Source organism: Rhizobium sp. P43 (genome assembly GCF_056730705.1).
On record NZ_CM161539.1, the window covers coordinates 3,917,988 to 3,939,971 of the forward strand.

Consider the following 21,984-nt stretch of genomic DNA (forward strand, 5'->3'; position numbering starts at 1 on the left):
ATCGGCAATAGACAGTTGCTCGTCAATGGGTATGATATCGATAAAGAACAATTTGCTCCATTCAGGGGCGGGAGGATCAGGACCCAAAGCAAGAGGAGGCAGGGCCGCTGCAATCGGCGGTTTCTGTTGCGCGAACCCGAGTCTTGCGCCATGAGGCGAGAGATCGACCCGCCCGCATCATTTCAACCCAGGCAGAGCCATGGCCAAGCAGAACACCGTCTTCAAGGACGCCTACAACCGCACGCTGAAGCTGATCGAGGAAACGGATACGCTTCCCTCGGAGCCGGAGCTTGGCGGTCTCTTGAGCGTCAGCCGGACAACGGTGCGCGCGGTTCTGACACGGCTCGGCGAAGTCGGGCTGGTGGCCTGGGACAAGCGTTCGAAGACGGTGCTGCGCAGGCCACAGCAGAGCGATTACTTTCCCGACGAGGAGACGAGTTCGCTCTCGGAAATCATCGAGCGCAGCTTCATGCGCCGGATCCTCGCCGGCGGGGCGCAGCCTGGCATGCAGATCAACGAGCTGGAGCTTGCGCGCGAGATCGGCATCGGTACGACCAGCGTGCGGGAATTCCTCATTCGTTTCAGCCGCTTCGGGCTGATCGAGAAGCGTCCGAACAGCCATTGGGTGCTGAAGGGCTTTACCCGCGAATTTGCGCTTGAACTGACCGAAGTGCGCGAAATGTTCGAGTTGCGCTCGGCGGCGGCCTTCGTGCATCTCGCGGAAGAGCATCCCGCCTGGGCGGAGCTCAAGGCTGTCGAGGCACAGCATCACGCGCTGCTGGCCGATATCGACAATCGCTACATGGAATTTTCGGAGCTCGACGAACGCTTCCATCTGCTGGTCCAGAAGGCGTCGAGCAACCGCTTCATCATCGACTTCTACGACATCATTTCGATCGTCTTTCACTATCACTATCAGTGGAACAAGACGAATGCCCGTGCGCGCAACCAGCGGGCGTTGGAGGAGCATCTCGACTATATCCGCGCGCTGTTTTCCCGCGATGCAGCCGCAATTGAGAAGGCTTGCCGACGGCATCTGAAATCCGCGCGCGAGACGCTGCTGCAATCGATCCAGGAGACCGCCTGATCCATGAACACGCCCATCCTGCAATTCGGCACGAGCCGGTTTCTCCAGGCGCATGCCGATCTCTTCGTCAGCGAGGCCATGGAGGCGGGAAAGGCGCTGGGGGCGATCACCGTGGTGCAGACGAGCGGTGACGCCTCCCGCGCCGGGCGGATCGGTGCGCTGTCGGCGCCGGAGGGCTTCCCTGTGATCATTCGCGGGTTGGAAAACGGGGTGGCTGTCGAGCAGACGCTTCGGGTCCGTTCGGTTGCCCGATCGCTGTCGACCGGGACGGACTGGGCCGAGGTGACGAGGATCTTCGTCGACGAGGCGCGTGTCGTTCTCTCCAATACCGGCGACAAGGGCTATGCGCTTGTCGATGGCGACAGCCTGTACGGCGTTCCGCAGTCCTTCCCAATGAAGCTTCTGGCGCTGCTCAAGGCACGTTACGCGGCCGGCGGCGGGCCTCTGACAATTCTTCCCTGCGAGTTGATTTCGCGCAATGGCGATGTGCTGAAACGCCTGATCGCCGATCTTGCCAGACAGCATGTGTCGGACCCGGCCTTCGAAGCCTGGCTTTCCGAACGGGTCATCTGGGGCAATACGCTGGTCGATCGTATCGTCTCCGAGCCGATCGAGCCGGCAGGGGCAATCGCCGAGCCCTATGCGATCTGGGCGATCGAGCGGCAACCTGGTCTCACCATCCCTTGCGAGCATCCCTCAATCAAGGTGGTCGACGATCTGACGCCCTATGAGCGGCTGAAGCTGCATATCCTCAATCTCGGCCATACGGTGCTGGCCGATCGCTGGCTGAAAGACGCAAGACCCGAGGCGGAATGCGTCAAGGACATCCTTGCGGATGCCGCAATCCGGGCGGAGCTTGAGGCGATCTACGCGCAAGAGGTCGTTCCGGGCTTTCGCCAGCATGGCCTGGGTGATGAGGCAGAGGCCTATGTCGCGACCACGCTTGAGCGCTTTCTCAATCCCACTCTCGACCACAGGCTGCGCGACATCGCCGGCAACCATGCCGAAAAGATCGTCCGGCGTATCATCGGTTTTCAGGACTGGTGTCCTGCCGTCGCCATGCCGAAACTGTCGGCGATCGCCGCTCGATAAGCGCGTGGTTGCTCAGGCCGGCGGCAGGCCTTTTGAACGCATGCGACGACGGAAGGCGGTCGGCTTCTCGACAAAGCGTTCGCTGAAGGCTTCGTAGAAACGCGAGACCGATCCAAAGCCGCTTTCGAAGGCGACATCGGTGATCGAGAGATCGGTCGAGATCAGCAGCGACTGGGCCGTGTCGAGGCGATGGCGGACGATCGCCTGGTTGATGGTGTGGCCAACGGCACGCTTGAAGATCGACATCGCGTAGTTGGGATGCAGGCCGACGGCACGGCCGACATCCTCGGCGGAGATGTTTTCAAGCGCGTGTTCGGCGATGAAGCGCAGCATGCGTTCGATGTGTTCGACGCGCTCGCTGTCATTGGCGCTGAAGCTCGCGATTGCCGATCCTTCCTCGCGCAGGTCACGCCAGCCATCGCGCTCGATGCGGAGAACCCGTGCGGTGAGCTCGTTGCGGACGATCTCGGTCAGGTTCTCGTCGCCGGCCAGCAGCTCCTCGCGCCAGCGCTGGAAAATGTCGCGGTCCCAGGAGCGGATCTCCAGCGCCTCGATCATGGCGCCACGAAACACGGCATCGCGGAAGCGGCTGAGATTGGCAAGTCCGAGGAAGACCGACATCGGCACATAGAGGCAGACGAAGCGCGTGCCTTCGCTGCGGTCGATCACCTGATGCGGGATCATGCCCCAGAAGAGGCAGAGGCGACCCTCGTCGACGGTCAGCTCGCGGCCATCGAACCAGTAGGTCATCTGACCCGTCAGGACGAAATTCAGCTCGATCTGGCTGTGCATGTGTGGCCCGGCCATACGGTGAACCGTCAGGCTCTCGCCGGCACAAAATCGGTGATCGCCGAAGATGACCAGCGGGTGTCGCGGGTCGTGATCGGGATGCACCGGAACGGATTCATCTGCCAGCAGGGGCTTCACATATTCCAAATCTTAGGATCCCGGAAAAGTTACAGCAAAACTCGGTAGATTATTACGGGTTTGAATCGGATGATCAAGGCGAGCTGATAAATCTGCCCCGGCGGGATCCGGGGTCAGGGCTCCGCAGATATGTTGCATACCGGTCATAGGGAGGAAAACATGACCTTTTTCAAAAGCCTGAGCGCCATCGCTCTGGGTGCCGTCCTGCTGTCGTCCACCGCATTTGCCGGTGAGATCGTTCTCAATTCGAACCATTCCGACCCGGCGCCGAAGAAGGCGATCGAGGACCTGATCGCGGACTTCCAGGCTGCCAACCCGGGCATCACGGTCAAGTGGAACAACTTCGACCATGAAGGCTACAAGTCCGCCATCCGCAACTTCCTGACCGCTGACGCTCCCGATGTCGTTGCCTGGTTTGCCGGCAACCGCATGGAGCCCTTCGTCAAGGCTGGCCTCTTCGAGGACGTGACCGACGTATGGGAAGCCAATGGCCTCAACGACCAGCTGAAGTCTGCTGCACCTTCGATGACCATCGATGGCAAGAAGTGGGGCGTGCCCTACACCTACTACCAGTGGGGCATTTACTACCGTAAGGACATCTTCGCCGAGCAGGGCATCGAGCCGCCGAAGACCTGGGCGGAGTTCCTCGCTGCCTGCGAAAAGCTGAAGTCCGCCGGCATCACCCCGATCACCATCGGTACCAAGGCTCTGTGGCCGACGGGCGGCTGGTTCGACTATCTGAACCTGCGCGTCAATGGCTACGAGTTCCACATGGAGCTGACCTCGGGCAAGGTTCCCTACACCGATCCGCGTGTAAAGGCCGTGTTCGAGAAGTGGGGCGAGCTGGTCAAGGCCGGCTACTTCAATGAGAACCATGCTGCGATCGACTGGCAGGATGCCATCCCGCAGATGGTGCAGGGCAAGGCAGCCATGTATCTGATGGGCAACTTCGCCGTCGCCACCATGAAGGATGGCGGTCTGAAGGAAGAGCAGATCGGCTTCATGCAGTTCCCGGAAATCACCCCCGGCATCCCGATGGCCGAGGAAGCTCCGACCGACACCTTCCACATCCCGTCGGGCGCGAAGAACAAGGAAGATGCGAAGAAGTTCCTCGCCTTCGTTGCTTCGCCGGCTGCCCAGTCGAAGATGAACGCCACGCTCGGCCAGCTGCCGGTGAACAACCAGTCGGAAAAGCCGGCTGATCCGTTCCTGCAGGCCGGTTTCGAGATGCTGTCCAACGCCTATGCGCTGGCACAGTTCTACGATCGTGACGCCGATGCCGAAATGGCAAAGGCCGGCATGGAAGGCTTCCAGGAATTCATGGTGAAGCCTGACCGTCTCGATGCGATCCTCGAGCGTCTCGAAAAGACGCGCGCCCGCATCCACAAGTAAGCCTTAGAGCTCCCTGCGCCGGGTGCTATGGGTCTCCCTGGGCCCATGGCATCCGGTTGCCGTTTCCCGTTCCCTCAGAGGTGCCGCCATGAGCAACACCGTTCCATCGACTTCCAGCTTCTGGAAGCGCAACCAGCAGACGCTCGCGCCTTTGCTCTTCCTGGCGCCCGGCATGCTGATGTTCGTGATCTACGTGCTCGTTCCGATCTTTCAGTCGATCTGGATCAGCTTCCACGACTGGGACGGCCTCGGCGCGATGACCTGGATCGGGCTCGGCAATTATGTCGAACTGCTCGACGACGATTCCTTCTACATCTCGCTTGAGAACAACCTGATCTGGCTGGTTCTCTATCTTCTGGCGATCCCCGCGGGTCTGGCCGTCGCGCTCTTCCTCAATCAGACGGTCACCGGTATCCGGCTCTACAAGTCGCTGTTCTTCTTCCCCTTCGTGATCAGCCAGGTCGTTGTCGGCCTGATGTTCACCTGGTTCTACGCGCCCGACTTCGGTCTGTTCTCCAAGCTTCTCGAAATGGTCACTGGCGAACAGTTCGCCGTGCTCGCCGACGAGCGCTTCGTCACCTACGGGATCATCGTGGCCGGTCTCTGGCCGCAGACGGCCTATTGCATGATCCTCTACCTGACGGGTCTCAACAACATCAATCCGGAGCAGGTGGAGGCCGCCCGCATGGATGGCGCCAAGGGCCTGAAGCTGCTCTGGTATGTGATCCTGCCGCAGTTGGCACCCGCAACCTTCATTGCCATGGTGGTGACGGTCATCGGCTCGCTGCGCTCCTTCGATCTCGTGTCGATCATGACCGCCGGCGGCCCCTACGGATCGAGCCAGGTTCTGTCCTACTTCATGTATGAGCAGGCGCTCTCCGAATATGGCTTCCGCATGGGCTACGGCGCATCGATCGCGGTCGTGCTGTTCCTCATCATGATGGTCTTCATCTCGCTCTTCATCGTCCGCATGCTCGCTCAGGAAAGGAACGCCTGATGTTCCCCACTCCGATCCAGAAGGCCTCGCCCTTTGCGCAGACGGCCTACAAGATCCTGCTGCCGATCTCGCTCTTCCTGTGGCTTTTGCCGCTGATCGGTGTCGCCATCACGTCGGTTCGCCCGGCCGGTGACCTCGCCGCCGGCAACTATTTCGGCATCCCCTCGGGTTTTGCCGGTTTCGAGAACTATTCGGCGGTCTTCAACAACTCGCCGATCGGCTACTACATCCTGAACTCGTTCAAGGTGACGATCCCGACGGTGATCGGCGCGGTGGCGCTGTCCTGCCTCACCGGCTTTGCGCTGGCGGTCTACAAGTTCAAGGGCAATCTGATCCTGTTCTTCATGTTCGTCGCCGGCAACTTCATTCCGTTCCAGATCCTGATGGTTCCGGTTCGCGACATGACGCTACGCGCGGGTCTTTACGACACGACCATGGGCCTCGTGCTCTTCCATGTCGCCTTCCAGACCGGGTTCTGCACGCTGTTCATGCGCAATTTCATCAAGGGCCTGCCCTTTGCGCTGATTGAATCGGCGCGCGTCGAAGGTGTCTCCGAATGGCGGATCTTCCGCTATATCGTGTTGCCGCTGATGCGTCCGGCCATCGCTGCCTTGTCCGTGCTGATCTTCACCTTTGTCTGGAACGACTACTTCTGGGCGACGGTCCTGGTGCAGGGCCAGCATGCCATGCCGGTGACGGCGGGTCTCTATTCGCTGAACGGCCAGTGGGTTGCCGCCTGGCATCTCGTCTCCGCCGGTTCGATCGTTGCGGCCCTGCCGCCGGTCGCGATGTTCTTCCTCATGCAGCGCCACTTCATTGCCGGCCTCACACTCGGAGCGACCAAGGGATGAGCGAAATCGTCGTCATCGATTCGGGCCAGCTGGCGCTGAGCCTGCGCCTGCCGGAGCTTGGCATGCCGGAGATCCTGTCCTTCGGCTCTGAACCCGTCGAAGCCGATTCCCTGTTCGAGATCGAACGCTCCAGCCGGGTCAACGGCATGGATATCGCCGTGCCCTCGAATGTGCTGCTGCCGACGGGCGGCATGGGCTTCTTTGGCTGGCCGGCGATTGCAGGTCACCGCGGGGGCCGCGATTTCGTGGCGCAGTTCGGCGGCTGGACCGTCCATCGCGACGGCAATCAGACGGTGCTGAAAGCTGTCGATTCCGTCGCCAGGCTCGGCATTGCCATCACGCTCACCGCACATAATTCCGGCCTGATCTCGATGGCGACGGAGTTAAGCAATCTCGGTGACGCGGATTATCAGCTTGATCGCTGCATGGCGGCGACCTTCCTGGCGCCTGCCGGCGATGTGCAGGTGATGAGCTTCACCGGCATCTGGGGGCGCGAGTTCCAGACTCGGCGCGAGCTTCTCGGCAACGGTACCTGGATCCAGGAAAGCCGGCGCGGGCGCACCTCGCATGATCGCTTTCCGATGCTGTTCATCGAAAGCGAGACCCAGATCTTCGGTGTCACGCTTGGCTTCAGCGGCAACCATCAGATGGTCATCGACCGCACCGATGACGGTCAGCGGCTGGTGCATCTCGGCGAACTCTTCGAACCCGGTGAAATCGTCCTGAAGCCGGGTGAAAGCTATCGCAGTCCGATCGCCTATGCCGGAGCCGACAGCCAGGACTTCCATGCCTTTGTCCGTGACGAGCTGACCCAATGGCCCGGCGGCACGATGAGCCCGCGCCCGGTGACGCTGAACACCTGGGAAGGCAATTACTTCGACCACCAGATGGACTCGCTGAAAGCCCAGGCAACAGCGGCGGCCGAACTCGGCATCGAGCGCTTCGTGCTCGATGACGGCTGGTTCGGCAAGCGCGACAACGACACCACGAGCCTTGGCGACTGGGATATCGATGCACGCAAATATCCCGATGGCCTGAAGCCGCTGGTCGATCACGTGACCGGGCTTGGCATGCAGTTCGGCATCTGGTTCGAGCCTGAGATGGTGAACCCGGTCTCCGAGCTCTACAAGGCGCATCCCGACTGGGCACTGACGATCGAGGGGCGTCCAATTCTGGAATCGCGCACCCAGCTGGTGCTGGATCTGACCCGTCCCGAAGTCTCTGACTATCTCTTCGGCAAGATCGACGCCGTGCTGTCCAACCATGCCGTTTCCTACATCAAGTGGGACATGAACCGCGACCTGACGCATACGGCCGGTCGCGACGGCAATGCGAAAACATCAGCCCAGACCCGGGCCGTGTATGCCTTGATGGACAGGATTCGCGCTGCCCATCCGGATGTCGAGATCGAGAGCTGCGCCTCCGGTGGCGGACGTATCGATTACGGTGCCTTGAAGCGTACCCATCGCGTCTGGACGTCCGATTGCACGGATGCGCTGGAGCGGCTGGAAATCCAGCGCGGCGCTTCGGTCTTCGTGCCGCCGGAAATTCTCGGCAGCCATATCTCGGCCTCGCCGAACCATCAGACCGGTCGTCGCCACACGCTTTCCTTCCGGGCGCTCGTGGCCATCGCCTATCATCTCGGTGTGGAGCTGAACCCGCTCGAACTCACCGATGAAGAGCGCGACGAACTCAAGGTCTATATCGAGACCTACAAGCGGCTGCGCGATCTCTTCCATGCGCCGGGCGCCAGTTTCCGCATGGAGCCGCTCGACGGTCGCTATGTCTGGGGTGCGGCTTCTGCCGACAAGATCGTGGTGATCGTCGCTCAGGGGCCGCAGATGGTGGGCGAACAGCCAGCACCTCTGCGCCTGCCAGAGCAGATCACACAGTTCGGTGGCCAGTGGCGGATCAAGACCGTGCTGCCGGCAGAACCGCAATTCATCCGTATCTCCGAGGGCCAGAAAGCGCTGCTTTCCGGTGCCGTCACCTTCGCGCTTTCCAGTGCCGGGCTTGCCGGACTGCCGCTGCCGATGCTGACGCCCGAAAGCGCACTTCTCCTCGAACTCGAACCGATCAAGGGAGGCAAGACCCATGGCTGATGTAAGCCTGCGTGGCGTCAAGAAACAGTTCGGCGCCTTGAGCGTCATCAAGGGTGTGGATCTCGACGTCAAGGACGGCGAGTTCTGCGTCTTCGTCGGCCCCTCCGGCTGCGGCAAGTCCACGCTTCTGCGCATGATTGCCGGGCTTGAAGAGATCACCGAGGGATCGCTTGCGATCGGTGGCCAGGACATGACCAGCATCGGCCCGTCAGAGCGTGGCGTTGCCATGGTGTTCCAGTCCTATGCGCTTTACCCGCATATGACGGTGGAGGAAAACATCGGCTTCGGTCTGAAGATGACCGGCCATTCCAAGGCCCTGATTGCGGAACGCACGGCGGTTGCCGCGAAGATGCTGCAGCTTGAGCCGCTTCTGCAGCGCAAGCCAGGCCAGCTTTCCGGCGGCCAGCGCCAGCGTGTCGCCATCGGCCGCGCCATCGTCCGCAATCCGGAAGTCTTCCTGTTCGACGAACCGCTGTCGAACCTCGATGCGGCGCTGCGCGTCCAGATGCGCACGGAGCTTTCCAAGCTGCATCAGGACCTCAAGGCGACAATGATCTACGTGACGCATGACCAGGTCGAGGCCATGACCATGGCCGACAAGATCGTCGTGTTGTCGGCAGGCCAGATCGAGCAGGTCGGTTCGCCGCTCGAGCTCTACCACCGCCCGAACAATCTCTTCGTCGCCGGCTTCATCGGCTCGCCGAAGATGAATTTCCTTAAGGTTCAGGCCTCGACTGCCGACGGTGTTGCCGTGGTGCGGCTGCCCGGTGGCGAGATCTCGATCCCGACGCATGGGGCGAGCGTTCCGGCCGGCGAACTGACCTTCGGCTTGCGTCCCGAGCATATCGACGCGACCGGCAAGGGCGATGTCGTGATCGAAGCGACCGTCAAGCTGGCGGAATATTTGGGGTCTGAGACGCTGTTCTTCGTTACGCTTGCCGATGGCTCGGAGCTTGCGGTGAAGGCCGATGGTCTGGCGAGCGAGAAGCCTGGCCAGACGCTGCGCCTCGGCATCAATTCCAAGGCCTGCCATCTGTTTGACAAGGACGGCAAGGCCGTCATCAATGGGGATCTGACACGATAATGCTGGGCGTCTGCTACTATCCGGAACACTGGGACGAAAGCCGGTGGAAAACCGACGCGCGCCGGATGCGCGAACTCGGCATCTCCTTCGTGCGCATCGGTGAGTTTGCCTGGTCTCGTCTGGAGCCCTCGCGCGGCAATTTCACCTTCGATTGGCTCGATCGGGCGATCGACGTGCTGCATGAAGCGGGCCTGAAGGTCGTGCTCGGCACGCCGACCGCAACTCCGCCCAAATGGCTCGTGGACGAATGCCCCGATATCATCCCCTATGACGAGCAGGGCCGCCCGCGCGGCTTCGGCTCGCGCCGTCACTACACGTTCTCGTCGGAGACCTGGTGGAAGGAGAGCGCGCGGATCGTCGAGGTGGTCGCCAAGCGCTATGGCGAGCACCCCGGCATTGTCGGCTGGCAGACGGACAATGAATATGGCTGTCACGATACGACGGTTTCCTGGGGTCCTGAAGATCTGAAGAGCTTCAAGCGCTGGCTTCGCCTGCGCTACCAGTCGACCGACCAGCTCAACGAGGCCTGGGGTTCGGTCTTCTGGTCGATGGAGCTCACAAGCTTCGACGACGTGGTGCTGCCGAACCTCACGGTGACCGAGCCGAACCCGGCAACGCGTCTCGACTTCTGGCGTTTCCATTCGGATCAGGTCGCGGCTTACGACAAGATGCAGTGCGAAATCATTCGCAAGCATTCGCCAGGTCGCTGGATCACGCATAACTTCATGGGCTTCGTCTCCGATTTCGACCACTTCAAGGTCGGCGACAATCTCGATCTCGCCTCCTGGGACAGCTATCCGATCGGCTTCGTCGAGAAGTTCCCCTTCACCGAAGAAGAGCGCAATCGCTGGGCCGAGACCTCGCATCCCGATATCGCGCCCTATCACCACGATCTCTACCGTGCCGTCGGCAAGGGACGGTTCTGGGTGATGGAGCAGCAGCCGGGTCCGGTCAACTGGGCGCCGTGGAACCCCGTGCCGAAGCCCGGCATGGTGCGTCTGTGGACCTGGGAAGCGCTCGCGCATGGGGCCGATGTCGTCAGCTATTTCCGCTGGCGCCAGGCACCGTTTGCGCAGGAACAGATGCATGCGGGTCTCAACCTGGCCGGTCTCGACGAATGGTCGCCGGGCGGCAAGGAGGCCATGCAGGTCTCGGACGAGCTGGCAGCCCTCGGCGCACTTCCCGAAACGGGTCAGGCGCCTGTTGCGCTGGTCTTCGATTATCAGAGCTACTGGTCGACGATGATCCAGCCGCAGGGCAAGGATTTCCGTTACGAGGAGCTGTGCTTCCGCTGGTACGAGGCGCTGCGCCATCTGGGATTGAACGTCGATTTCGTCCGTCTGGGCGCGTCGCTCGAGGGTTATCCGCTCGTTGTCGTGCCCTGCATGACGGAAGTCACAGAAGCGGCACGCGCCGAGCTCGAGAAGGCCAAGGGTGTCCTAGTGATCGGTGCGCGCACGGGTTCGCGTGACCGCAATTTCCGCATCCCGGACAACCTGCCGCCGGGTCCGCTCGGCGCACTCACGGGCAATCGCGTCATTCAGGTCTCCTCCATGCGTCCGGGGCTGTCGGATGGCGTTTCCGGTGCGGTTTCGGGTCATGCGATCCGCTGGCGCGAGTATTTGGAGACCTCGGCCTCGGTGCTCGCGACCTTCGACAACGGCGATCCGGCACTGACCGAGAAGGGCAATGTGCTCTATCTTGCCTGCTGGGCGGATGCCGGGCTTCTTGCCGAGGTGCTGGAACTGGCCACCAAGAAGGCCGGTGTTGCGACGCTGCGCGTGCCCGACTTCATCCGTATCCGCCGCCGCGGCGACCTCGTCTTCGCCTTCAACTACGGAAGCGATGACTGGGCGCTGCCTGCAGGTGCCGAGCCGGTGCTCGGCGAGCGCGTGCTGAAACCGCAGGCGGTCGCCGCCTGGCGGTCTTGATCTCAAAGCTTTCGAGGGCCGGCGTCATGCCGGCCTTCCTGTCTTTGCCCGGATCGAATTCCGGAACTCATCCATGGCTCACCGGTTTGACCCTCGACTTCAGCAAGGAGGAGATGACCCATGGCCGATTATCCCACACCGCCTTTCCCGCAGGAAAAGGTCCCGATGCCGGGCCGCACTGCCGACATGAATCCGAGGCCGGACCACGGCGAGGACAGCTACAAGGGCTCCGGAAAGCTCGAGGGACTGAAGGCCATCATCACCGGTGGCGACAGCGGGATCGGCCGTGCGGTAGCGATTGCCTATGCGCGGGAAGGTGCCGATGTGCTGATTTCCTATATCGAAGAAGATGACGACGCGAAGGATACCGCCCGCTGGGTGGAGAAGGCCGGTCGCAAGGCCGTGCTGGTCCGGGGGGACATCCAGAGTGCGGATCATTGCCGGGAGATCGTCGACACGGCGGTTCGCGAACTCGGTGGCGTCGATATCCTCGTCAACAATGCCGCGCACCAGGCGTCTTTCGAAGACATCACCGAAATCCCGGACGAGGAGTGGGAACTCACCTTTCGCGTCAACATCCACGCGATGTTCTACCTGACCAAGGCTGCCGTGCCGCATATGAAAAACGGCGGGTCGATCATCAACACGGCCTCGATCAATTCCGATAGTCCGAGCCCGCATCTTCTCGCCTATGCGACCACCAAGGGGGCAATCCAGAACTTTACTGCGGGACTGGCGCAAATGCTGGCCGAGAAGAAGATCCGGGCCAATGCGGTGGCACCCGGTCCGATCTGGACGCCGCTCATTCCATCGACCATGCCGGAGGACAAGGTGAAGAATTTCGGCAAACAGGTGCCGATGCAGCGCCCCGGCCAGCCTGCGGAACTGCAGACGGCCTATGTAATGCTCGCCGATCCGCTCTCCAGCTATGTTTCGGGTGCCACCATCGCTGTCACCGGCGGAAAGCCGATTCTCTAAGTCGGTCTTGCCTTTGGCGCGCGGCGTGGCAAGTTGCGCGCCATGAGCAAAGTGATCCTGATCGTTCTCGACGGGCTGCGCTATGACGTGGCCCGTACCTGTCTCGGCTATATGGAAGGCCTTGTGGCTGCAGGCCGGGCCGATGTGCGCAAGCTGACCTGCGAACTGCCCGCCATGTCGCGACCGCTCTACGAGACCTTGCTGACCGGTCGCAAGCCCGTCGACCATGGCGTGGTGAGCAATGGTGTCGTGCGTCGCTCGGTGGGTGACAATCTCTTCGCGCGGGTTCGGGCCCAAGGTGGCGTGACGGCTGCGGCCGCCTATCACTGGGTCTCGGAGCTCTATGTGTCCTGCCCGTTCGACCGGTACCGCGACCGGATTCTTGTCGATGGCACGGGCGATATCACCCATGGCGTCTTCTACTGGGACGATGCCTATCCCGACAGCCACCTCTTCGCCGATGCCGAATGGCTTCTCCGGTCCAAGGCGCCCGACTTTCTTCTGCTGCACCCGATGAATGTCGATGATGCCGGCCACAAGCATGGTGGCGACAGCATCGGCTATCGCAATGCGGCGCGCATGCAAGGCGATCTGCTTGCACGGCATGTGCCTGATTGGGTCGGGGCCGGTTACAGCGTCATCGTGACAGCCGATCACGGCATGGGGGATGACGGCAATCATGCAGGGCCGACGCCAGAGGAAACGGAAGTACCCTTCTACACGGTGGGCTTCCGGATCGAGAAAGCAGCCCTGCTGCAGCAGATCCAGATTGCCGGCCTCGTTTGCCGGCTGATGGACATCGATCCGGGTCAGATGCCGGCTTTCGAAGGCACCGTGGAGCGCCTCTGAGACAATCTGTGCCTGATCCGGTTTGGCTGTCTGCCGTAATGGGTAGCACAGACCTGCAGGAGATCCAGATGTCCGATTTTTCCGGAATGACGTCCTTCAATCCCGGCTACCGTGCGCTTGTGCTCGGGGCAAGCGGAGGTATCGGCGGCGCCTTTGCCGCTGCGATCAAGGCCGATCCTGCCTGTGGTGGCGTGACCGAGTTGTCGCGCAGCCGCGACGGGTTCGATATCACGGATGATGCCTCTGTCGGCGCGGCGGCCGCGCGGTTCTCGGAAGCGGGGCAGAAGTTCGATCTCATTCTCTGTGCGACGGGTGCGCTTGTCATCAACGGCAATGGCCCGGAAAAGACCATCAAGGCGATCCAGGCGGATGTGATGGCGGCGCAGTTCGCGCTGAACGCAATCGGCCCGGCGCTGGCGCTGAAGCACTTCGCGCCACTTCTTTCCAACGAGGGCAAGAGCGTGTTTGCCACGCTCTCGGCACGGGTCGGTTCGATCGGCGACAACAAGCTTGGCGGCTGGATCTCCTATCGCTCGGCAAAATCGGCTCTCAACCAGATCACCCGCACCTCGGCGATTGAGATTGCCCGTCTCAGACCAAAAAGCGTGGTGGTGGCGCTGCATCCTGGTTCCGTCGATACCGGCTTTTCCGGCGGCTTCTCGAAGACGCATGACAAGATCCAGCCGGGCGAAAGTGTCGCAATGATGCTTTCAGTGCTTGATGGCCTTGAGCCGGCGCAGACCGGTGGCTTCTTTGCCTATGACGGCCAGCCGATCGAATGGTGAAGGCGCAGCGCATCCATCTCGTTCTCGGTGACCAGCTCAGCCATTCGCTGTCTGCGCTTGCCGATGCCGATCCGGAGACCTCGCTGGTGCTGATGGCGGAAGTCATGAGCGAGGCGACCTATGTGAAGCATCACAAGAAGAAGATCGCCTTTCTGTTTTCCGCCATGCGGCACTTTGCCGAGCAGCTAAGAGAGAAGGGACTTCGGGTCCGCTATGTGACGCTGGATGATCCCCAGAATACGCAGAGCCTCAAGGGTGAACTGGCCCGTACCCTTGCCGAGAGTGGCGCCTCCGCCGTTATCACCACGGAATGCGGGGAATGGCGTCTGGCCGAGGAGATGCGGGTTTGGGAAGCCGCCCTCGGTGTGCCGGTCGAGATCCGCGCAGAAGATCGCTTTCTCTGTTCGATCGAGGACTTCCGCAGCTGGCGCAAGGGTCGCAAGCAGCTGCGCATGGAATACTTCTATCGCGACATGCGCCGGCGTCACCGGGTGCTGTTGGAGGGCGACGAGCCTGTTGGTGGGAAATGGAATTTCGACGCCGAGAACCGCAAGCCACCTGCCGAGGGCCTGCAAGGGCCTAAGCGGATCAGCCATACCAAGGATGCCATCACGAAATCGGTGCTGGCGCTGGTCGAGGAGCGCTTCGCCGGTCACATGGGCTCGCTCGACAGCTTCCATTTTGCTGTGACCGCTGATCAGGCGGAGATCGAACTGCAGCAGTTCATCGACGAGATCCTGCCAAATTTCGGCGACTATCAGGATGCGATGGTGAAGGGTGAACCCTATCTCTACCACTCGCTTATCTCCTCCTACATCAATGCCGGTCTTCTTCTGCCGATCGATGTCATCCGCCGGGCCGAAGCGGCGTGGTTCGAAGGGCGTGCACCGCTCAACGCGGTCGAAGGCTTCATCCGGCAGATCCTCGGCTGGCGCGAATATGTGCGTGGCATCTACTGGACGGAAATGCCTGGTTATGCGGGTCTGAACCATCTCTCCGCCTCCCGCCCGCTGCCGCAGATGTACTGGACGGCGAAGACCGACATGGCCTGCATGCAGTGTGCGATCGGTGATACGATCGAGCATGCCTATTCGCATCATATCCAGCGGCTGATGGTCACCGGCAACTTCGCCATGCTCGCCGGGATCGATCCGGCCGAGGTCTGTGAGTGGTATCTCGCGGTCTATTCCGATGCCTATGAATGGGTGGAACTGCCAAACACGCTCGGCATGGCGCTTTATGGCGACGGCGGAATCATGGCCAGCAAGCCCTATGCGGCGAGCGGCAAATATATTGACCGGATGAGCAATTTCTGCGGCGGATGCCGCTATGATCCCAAGCTGACGACGGGGCCCAAGGCCTGTCCGTTCAATGCGCTCTATTGGGACTTCCTCGATCGCAACACCGAAAAGCTGGCGCGAAACCCCAGGCTTTCGAACATGTATGCGACCTGGCGGCGGATGGATCCCTTCAAGCAGGACGCCATCCGGAAACACGCGTCCCACGTGCTGGAGACGCTCGACACGCTCTGAGCGTTTCGCAGGAGATCAGATCGCCGGGCTCGGCTCTTCCTTGAGAAGGCCGCTGGTCCGCAGCAGCGAACTGAAGCGACCGCCGAGCGCGCTCAGCTGGTCGTAATTGCCCATTTCGATGACGTGGCCATGGTCGAGGAAGACGACGAGGTCGGCTTCGCGAATGGTCGAGAGGCGGTGGGCGATGATGAAGGTCGTGCGGTTCTTGCGCAGCCGGTCGATCGCTTCCTTCACCCGCGCCTCGGTTTCGACGTCGAGCGCGCTGGTCGCCTCATCGAGGACGAGGATCGGCGCGTTCTTGAGGATGGCGCGGGCGATTGCGATGCGCTGGCGCTCGCCGCCGGACAGACGGTTGCCGCGTTCGCCGACATGGGTATCGTAGCCGATCATGCGGCTCTCGATGAAATCGGTCGCGGCTGCCGCCTCGGCGGCCTGGATGATCTCTTCCTCGGTCGCATCCTCGCGACCCAGGCGGATATTGTCCTTGATCGAGCGGTTCAAAAGGCCTGCGTCCTGGAAGACGGTCGCGATCGCATGACGCAGCGACTTGCGGGTGACTTTGGCGATGTCCTGTCCGTCGATCAGGATCTGGCCAGACTGGGGATCATAGACACGCTGCAGAAGATTGATGAGCGTCGTCTTGCCGGCGCCTGTCGGGCCGACGATTGCGACGGTCTGACCCGCGCGGACGCTGAAGGAGATATCGCGCACCCCTTGCGTCGTTGAGGCAAAGTCGAAGGAGACGCCCTTGAACTCAACATCGCCGCGTACCTGTTTCAGCTCGGCGGCGCCCACACGCTCCTCGCGTTCCTGGACGGCATCTTCCAGCTTGTAGAAGTCTTCGAGCTTCGAACGGGCCTCGAAAATCTGGTTCACGAAGGAGATCATCTGGTCCAGACGAGAGATCAGCAGCGTCGCAAAACCGGTAAAGGCAATGATGTCGCCGACCTTCAGCTCGCCGCGCTGGACGAGCAGCGTGCCGATTACGAGTATGACGAGCATCGAGAGGGTTGAGGCAATGCGGTTCAGGGCGCCGGCGAGCGCCCACCAGTCGAGGACCGGATACTGCGCCGACAAAAGCTTCGTCGTGTATTCCTTCAGGGCCCGGGTTTCGGCTTCGATACGGTTGTAGCTATGCAGGACCGAGACGTTGCTGATCGAGTCGCTGACATGCGAAAAGACGGTGTGATAGTGCCCCTCGACCGATGCCTGGCCTTCCTTCGTCCGGTTCATCACCGTCTTTCCGATGATCACGTAGAGCACGGCGAGCACGATCAGGACTGAGGTAAGGCGTACATCCATCGAAAAGGCTGTGGGGATCAGAAGGGCAAGGGCGACGGCCGTCGACAAGTGGGTGCGCATGAATTCCAGCCAAAGGCCGAACAGCGTCTCTCCTGCGCGCAGCAAGGTGTGCAGAGCATTCGACGTGCCCCGCTGGTGATGCCAGCTCAGCGGCATGGAGATGATCTTCTCGAAGGATTCGGTCAGCAGATCCGCACGTCTGCCATGGGCCAGCCGGTCTGCCTGGCGGGCAACGAGGACATAGGCGACGGTGTTGAACACGCCGAAGCAACCCCAAAGGATCAGGACGTTGGTTGCATCCTGCTTTTCCGAAATCGCATCGATGATCCGGCCGAAAAGAATCGGCTCAAGAATGGTGATCACCGCAAGAACGATGTTCGCTGCAACCACAAGGGAGACACGCAGCCTGTAGCGCGCAAGGTATTTCAGGGCCTTGAAATAAACCTGGAGCAGGGACAAGCTGTTTCACCTTTGTCTTTCAAAGCGGCATGCGCCCACTGAATTTTCGCTGGTCCGCTTGGGCCAGCCCGAAAGGATGCCTAATGCCACAAGCCGTCTACTGCAAGATGCCGCTTCACCGCCATCCTGCGTTCTGCCTCACGCGAACGCGAATTCCTGGTGCGCGCTTTAAGTTTCCCATAACCCGGATTCGCGATAAACGTTCACACTGCTTCGGGTGGTTGAAGAAACCTCTCCTCGTGGCTTTTTAATGGTATTTCATTTGATGATTTTGGAGAATGTTTGTGAATATCAACCAGTTGCTGCATTTCCTGGTCGTCGTCGATGAAATTCGCACGGCAACCGAGCTCGTGTCCGAGCTTGAGAAACTCGTGCGGAGCTACGGTTTCGAATTCTATGGTCTGGTGAGACAACCGAAGCCGGACGAGAACCCAATGGATCTTGTTTTGACAGGACACTGGCCTGAAGGCTGGCCGCAGCTCTATATCGCCAAGAAGTATGTGCTTATGGATCCGACGATCCGCTATCTTGGTCAGGCGCAGGCTGGCTTTCGTTGGCGCGATGCGCTTTACGCGTTTCGCAATGATCCGCATCGCAAGCGGATGGAGCGCATGCTCACTGACAGCATGCGTTTCGGGTTGATGGATGGATATATCTTCCCGGTTCATGGTCGCACCGGACTGCTTGGCAACATGACGGTCGGCGGTCAACCGGTCGATCTGTCGCCGACGGAAATCGCCCTTTTTGATGCAGTCGCGAAGAAGGCCTATTGGCGTCTGCTTGAGTTCAAGAACGCTGATGAAACGGAAGCGGCCAAGGTTATCGACACGCGGATGACCCGGCGCGAAATGGAAGTCTTGAACTATCTTGCCGATGGCCTGACCTCTAACGAAATCAGCAAGATCCTGAAGATCTCCAATCATACGGTCGACTGGTACATGAATGGTATTCAGGACAAACTAAACGCGAAGAACCGACAGCACGTGGTGGCCTTGTCGTTCCGCCTTGGGCTTGTGACCTAAGCTGAGGCGGAATCTTCTCCGCAGCCTCCAAGGCAAATTGAACTTCCTAAAACAACGCGCTATGAGTTTTCTTCGCAGGTGCACAATGCCCTGGCATATCGTTTTGGGGAGATCGAATTGCCAATATCCAAGATCCTTGTCGCCAACCGTTCTGAGATCGCGATCCGCGTCTTTCGCGCTGCCAACGAGCTGGGCCTGAAAACGGTCGCCATCTGGGCCGAGGAAGACAAACTCGCGCTGCATCGTTTCAAGGCGGACGAAAGCTATCAGGTTGGTCGGGGCCCGCACCTGGCGAGAGATCTCGGCCCAATCGAAAGCTATCTGTCGATCGAGGAAATCATCCGCGTTGCCAAGCTGTCTGGTGCCGATGCGATCCACCCCGGCTACGGTCTCCTGTCGGAAAGTCCCGAGTTCGTCGATGCCTGTAACGATGCAGGTCTGATCTTCATCGGTCCGCGAAGCGACACGATGCGTCAGCTCGGCAACAAGGTCGCCGCCCGCAATCTGGCGATCAGCGTCGGCGTGCCGGTCGTGCCCGCCACCGATCCGTTGCCGGATGATGAAGCCGAAATTCACCGTCTGGCGGCCGAAATCGGCTATCCCGTGATGCTCAAGGCCTCCTGGGGCGGTGGTGGTCGCGGCATGCGCGCGATCCGCGACCCGAAGGACTTGCTGCGTGAGGTCACGGAAGGCAAGCGCGAGGCAATGGCCGCGTTCGGCAAGGATGAGGTCTATCTCGAAAAGCTAGTCGAGCGCGCCCGCCACGTCGAGAGCCAGGTGCTTGGCGATACGCATGGCAATGTCGTGCATCTCTTCGAGCGTGATTGCTCTATCCAGCGCCGCAACCAGAAGGTCGTCGAGCGCGCGCCGGCACCTTACCTGAACGAAGCGCAGCGCCAGGAACTGGCCGACTATTCGCTCCGGATCGCCAAGGCAACCAACTATATCGGCGCTGGTACGGTTGAGTATTTGATGGATGCCGATACCGGCAAATTCTACTTCATCGAGGTCAATCCGCGCATCCAGGTCGAGCACACCGTCACCGAAGTCGTGACCGGCATCGATATCGTCAAGGCGCAGATCCACATTCTCGACGGCCATGCGATCGGTACGCCGGAGTTTGGCGTGCCGAAGCAGGCGGATATCCGCCTGAACGGCCACGCGCTGCAGTGCCGCATCACCACCGAAGATCCGGAGCAGAACTTCATTCCGGATTATGGCCGTATCACCGCCTATCGTTCAGCGGCGGGCTTCGGCATCCGTCTCGACGGTGGTACCGCCTATTCGGGCGCGATCATCACCCGCTACTATGACCCGCTGCTGGTCAAGGTCACAGCATCCGGCAGCACGCCGCAGGAGGCGATCAGCCGCATGGACCGCGCGCTGCGCGAATTCCGTATCCGCGGTGTGGCGACCAACCTCACCTTCCTCGAGGCGATCATCGGTCATCCGAAGTTCCGCGACAATTCCTATACGACCCGCTTCATCGACACGACGCCGGAGCTCTTCCAGCAGGTGAAGCGCCAGGACCGTGCGACCAAGCTGTTGACCTATCTCGCCGATGTGACGGTCAACGGACATCCGGAAGTGAAGGGCCGTCCGAAGCCGCCGGCAGATGCCGCCGAGCCGGTCGTTCCCTATATCGATGCCGATATCAGGCCGGGCACCAAGCAGCTGCTCGACGAGCTCGGTCCGAAGAAGTTTGGCGACTGGATGCGCAACGAAAAGCGCATCCTGATGACCGACACGACCATGCGTGACGGCCACCAGTCGCTGCTGGCGACGCGCGTGCGGACCAACGACATTGCCCGGATCGCCGATACCTATGCGCGGGCCCTGCCCAACCTCTTCTCGTTGGAATGCTGGGGTGGAGCCACGTTCGACGTCTCCATGCGCTTCCTGACGGAAGATCCGTGGGAGCGTTTGGCCCTGGTGCGCGAAGGCGCCCCGAACCTGCTTCTGCAGATGCTGCTGCGCGGCGCAAACGGCGTCGGCTACAAGAACTACCCCGACAATGTCGTGAAGTATTTCGTCCGTCAGGCAGCAAAGGGCGGTATCGACCTCTTCCGCGTCTTCGACTGCCTGAACTGGGTCGACAACATGCGCGTGTCGATGGATGCCGTGATCGAGGAGAACAAGCTCTGTGAGGCGGTCATCTGCTACACGGGCGATCTCCTGAACTCGACGCGTCCGAAATATGACCTGAAGTACTACACAACGCTCGCCACCGAGCTGGAAAAGGCCGGTGCGCATATCATCGCCGTCAAGGACATGGCCGGTCTTCTGAAGCCGGCTGCCGCCAAGGTGCTGTTCAAGGCGCTGCGCGAAGCGACAAGCCTGCCGATCCACTTCCACACGCACGATACCTCGGGCATTGCCGCTGCGACGGTTCTCGCGGCTGTCGAGGCCGGTGTGGATGCCGTGGATGCAGCCATGGATGCCTTCTCCGGCAACACCTCCCAGCCCTGCCTCGGCTCGATCGTCGAGGCCCTGCGTGGCTCCGAACGTGATCCAGGTCTCGACCCGCACTGGATCCGCCGGATCTCCTTCTACTGGGAGGCTGTGCGCACGCAGTACGCCGCCTTCGAAAGCGACCTCAAGGGGCCGGCTTCGGAAGTCTACCTGCACGAAATGCCGGGTGGCCAGTTCACCAACCTCAAGGAACAGGCCCGTTCGCTCGGTCTTGAGACCCGCTGGCACGAAGTGGCCCAGGCCTATGCCGATGCCAACCAGATGTTCGGCGATATCGTCAAGGTGACGCCGTCCTCCAAGGTCGTCGGCGACATGGCGCTGATGATGGTGAGCCAGGATCTCTCCGTTGCCGATGTCGAGAACCCGGCCAAGGATATCGCCTTCCCGGACTCCGTCGTCTCGATGCTGAAGGGTGATCTCGGTCAGCCCCCGGGCGGCTGGCCGGAAGCACTGCAGAAGAAGGTGCTGAAGGGCGAGCAGCCCTATACGGAGGTGCCCGGTTCGCTGCTGCCGTCAGCCGACCTCGATGCCGAGCGCAAGGCGATCGAAGAGAAGCTCGGCCGCGAAGTCACGGATTTCGAGTTTGCCTCGTATCTGATGTACCCGAAGGTCTTCACGGATTATGCGCTGGCCGCCGACATGTACGGCCCTGTCTCGGTCATCCCGACTCCGCAGTATTTCTACGGCCTGCCGGCCGGCGAAGAGCTGTTCGTCGATCTCGAAAAGGGCAAGACGCTCGTCATCGTCAATCAGGCGATCGGCAACACCGACGACAAGGGCATGGTCACGGTCTTCTTCGAGTTGAACGGTCAGCCGCGCCGCATCAAGGTGCCGGACCGCGCCCATGGTGCGTCTGGCAGCGCCATCCGCCGCAAGGCGGAGAACGGCAATGCCGCTCATCTCGGCGCTCCGATGCCGGGCGTCATCTCTCAGGTTGCCGTCTCTGCCGGTCAGGCGGTCAAGTCCGGTGACGTGCTGCTCTCGATCGAGGCGATGAAGATGGAAACGGCGCTGCATGCCGACCGCGACGGGACGATTGCGGATGTGTTCGTGCGCGTCGGTGACCAGATCGACGCCAAGGATCTGCTGATCGTCTATTCGGCCTGATCGACCAAACATCTC

General features: G+C 61.0%; 16 protein-coding genes. 14 read left to right on the forward strand and 2 right to left on the reverse strand.

Annotation, left to right across the window (positions count from 1 at the left end):
• Positions 1-199 precede the first annotated feature (199 nt).
• Together AC1PUL_RS19475 and AC1PUL_RS19480 are read left to right on the forward strand one after the other, a co-directional pair.
• A complete protein-coding gene (locus AC1PUL_RS19475) occupies positions 200-1,087 on the forward strand; it encodes a GntR family transcriptional regulator (protein WP_480465673.1) in 888 nt (295 codons plus the stop codon).
• A gap of 3 nt (positions 1,088-1,090) precedes the next feature.
• Positions 1,091-2,179: a mannitol dehydrogenase family protein gene (locus AC1PUL_RS19480; RefSeq protein WP_480465674.1), complete on the forward strand. Its 1,089-nt coding sequence runs from the start codon at positions 1,091-1,093 to the stop codon at positions 2,177-2,179.
• Between the two features lie 12 nt (positions 2,180-2,191).
• Here AC1PUL_RS19480 and AC1PUL_RS19485 read toward each other — a convergent pair whose 3' ends face one another.
• Positions 2,192-3,115, reverse strand: a complete 924-nt coding sequence (locus AC1PUL_RS19485; protein WP_298460967.1) for a helix-turn-helix domain-containing protein — start codon at positions 3,113-3,115, stop codon at positions 2,192-2,194.
• 150 nt (positions 3,116-3,265) lie between these two features.
• On the opposite strand from AC1PUL_RS19485, the gene AC1PUL_RS19490 reads away from it, so the two are divergent.
• From AC1PUL_RS19490 to AC1PUL_RS19535, 10 genes are all read left to right on the forward strand, one after another.
• Positions 3,266-4,498, forward strand: coding sequence for an extracellular solute-binding protein (locus tag AC1PUL_RS19490; protein ID WP_298460965.1), 1,233 nt, complete (start codon positions 3,266-3,268; stop codon positions 4,496-4,498).
• A gap of 88 nt (positions 4,499-4,586) precedes the next feature.
• Positions 4,587-5,495, forward strand: coding sequence for a carbohydrate ABC transporter permease (locus tag AC1PUL_RS19495; RefSeq protein ID WP_480465675.1), 909 nt, complete (start codon positions 4,587-4,589; stop codon positions 5,493-5,495).
• Entirely contained in the window at positions 5,495-6,346 is an 852-nt protein-coding gene (locus AC1PUL_RS19500; RefSeq protein WP_298460961.1) for a carbohydrate ABC transporter permease, read from the forward strand. The genes AC1PUL_RS19495 and AC1PUL_RS19500 overlap by 1 nt, the downstream gene beginning before the upstream one ends.
• A complete protein-coding gene (locus AC1PUL_RS19505; protein WP_480465676.1) occupies positions 6,343-8,448 on the forward strand; it encodes an alpha-galactosidase in 2,106 nt (701 codons plus the stop codon). The genes AC1PUL_RS19500 and AC1PUL_RS19505 overlap by 4 nt, the downstream gene beginning before the upstream one ends.
• Positions 8,441-9,532, forward strand: coding sequence for an ABC transporter ATP-binding protein (locus AC1PUL_RS19510; protein WP_480465677.1), 1,092 nt, complete (start codon positions 8,441-8,443; stop codon positions 9,530-9,532). The genes AC1PUL_RS19505 and AC1PUL_RS19510 overlap by 8 nt, the downstream gene beginning before the upstream one ends.
• Complete coding sequence (locus AC1PUL_RS19515) at positions 9,532-11,463, forward strand: beta-galactosidase (RefSeq protein ID WP_480465678.1); 1,932 nt, start codon at positions 9,532-9,534, stop codon at positions 11,461-11,463. The genes AC1PUL_RS19510 and AC1PUL_RS19515 overlap by 1 nt, the downstream gene beginning before the upstream one ends.
• 120 nt (positions 11,464-11,583) lie before the next feature.
• Entirely contained in the window at positions 11,584-12,441 is an 858-nt protein-coding gene (locus AC1PUL_RS19520) for an SDR family oxidoreductase (protein WP_480465679.1), read from the forward strand.
• Positions 12,442-12,483: 42 nt separating this feature from the next.
• The gene (locus AC1PUL_RS19525) at positions 12,484-13,290 is read left to right on the forward strand and encodes an alkaline phosphatase family protein (protein ID WP_480465680.1); all 807 of its coding nucleotides are present in this window, start codon (positions 12,484-12,486) and stop codon (positions 13,288-13,290) included.
• Between the two features lie 68 nt (positions 13,291-13,358).
• Positions 13,359-14,075 carry an SDR family oxidoreductase gene (locus AC1PUL_RS19530; RefSeq protein WP_480465681.1) on the forward strand — a complete coding sequence of 239 codons (717 nt, stop codon included), beginning with the start codon at positions 13,359-13,361 and terminating at the stop codon, positions 14,073-14,075.
• Positions 14,069-15,607, forward strand: a complete 1,539-nt coding sequence (locus AC1PUL_RS19535; protein WP_480465682.1) for a cryptochrome/photolyase family protein — start codon at positions 14,069-14,071, stop codon at positions 15,605-15,607. Before AC1PUL_RS19530 ends, AC1PUL_RS19535 begins: the two co-directional genes overlap by 7 nt.
• 15 nt (positions 15,608-15,622) lie before the next feature.
• Here AC1PUL_RS19535 and AC1PUL_RS19540 read toward each other — a convergent pair whose 3' ends face one another.
• Positions 15,623-17,368 (reverse strand): glucan ABC transporter ATP-binding protein/ permease, encoded by a 1,746-nt coding sequence (locus AC1PUL_RS19540; RefSeq protein WP_480465683.1) that lies wholly within the window; start codon positions 17,366-17,368, stop codon positions 15,623-15,625.
• A gap of 284 nt (positions 17,369-17,652) precedes the next feature.
• Between AC1PUL_RS19540 and AC1PUL_RS19545 the strand changes: the two genes are divergently transcribed.
• The gene (locus AC1PUL_RS19545) at positions 17,653-18,390 is read left to right on the forward strand and encodes a LuxR family transcriptional regulator (RefSeq protein ID WP_480468639.1); all 738 of its coding nucleotides are present in this window, start codon (positions 17,653-17,655) and stop codon (positions 18,388-18,390) included.
• Between the two features lie 117 nt (positions 18,391-18,507).
• Entirely contained in the window at positions 18,508-21,969 is a 3,462-nt protein-coding gene (pyc, locus tag AC1PUL_RS19550) for a pyruvate carboxylase (RefSeq protein WP_480465684.1), read from the forward strand.
• Positions 21,970-21,984: the final 15 nt, after the last annotated feature.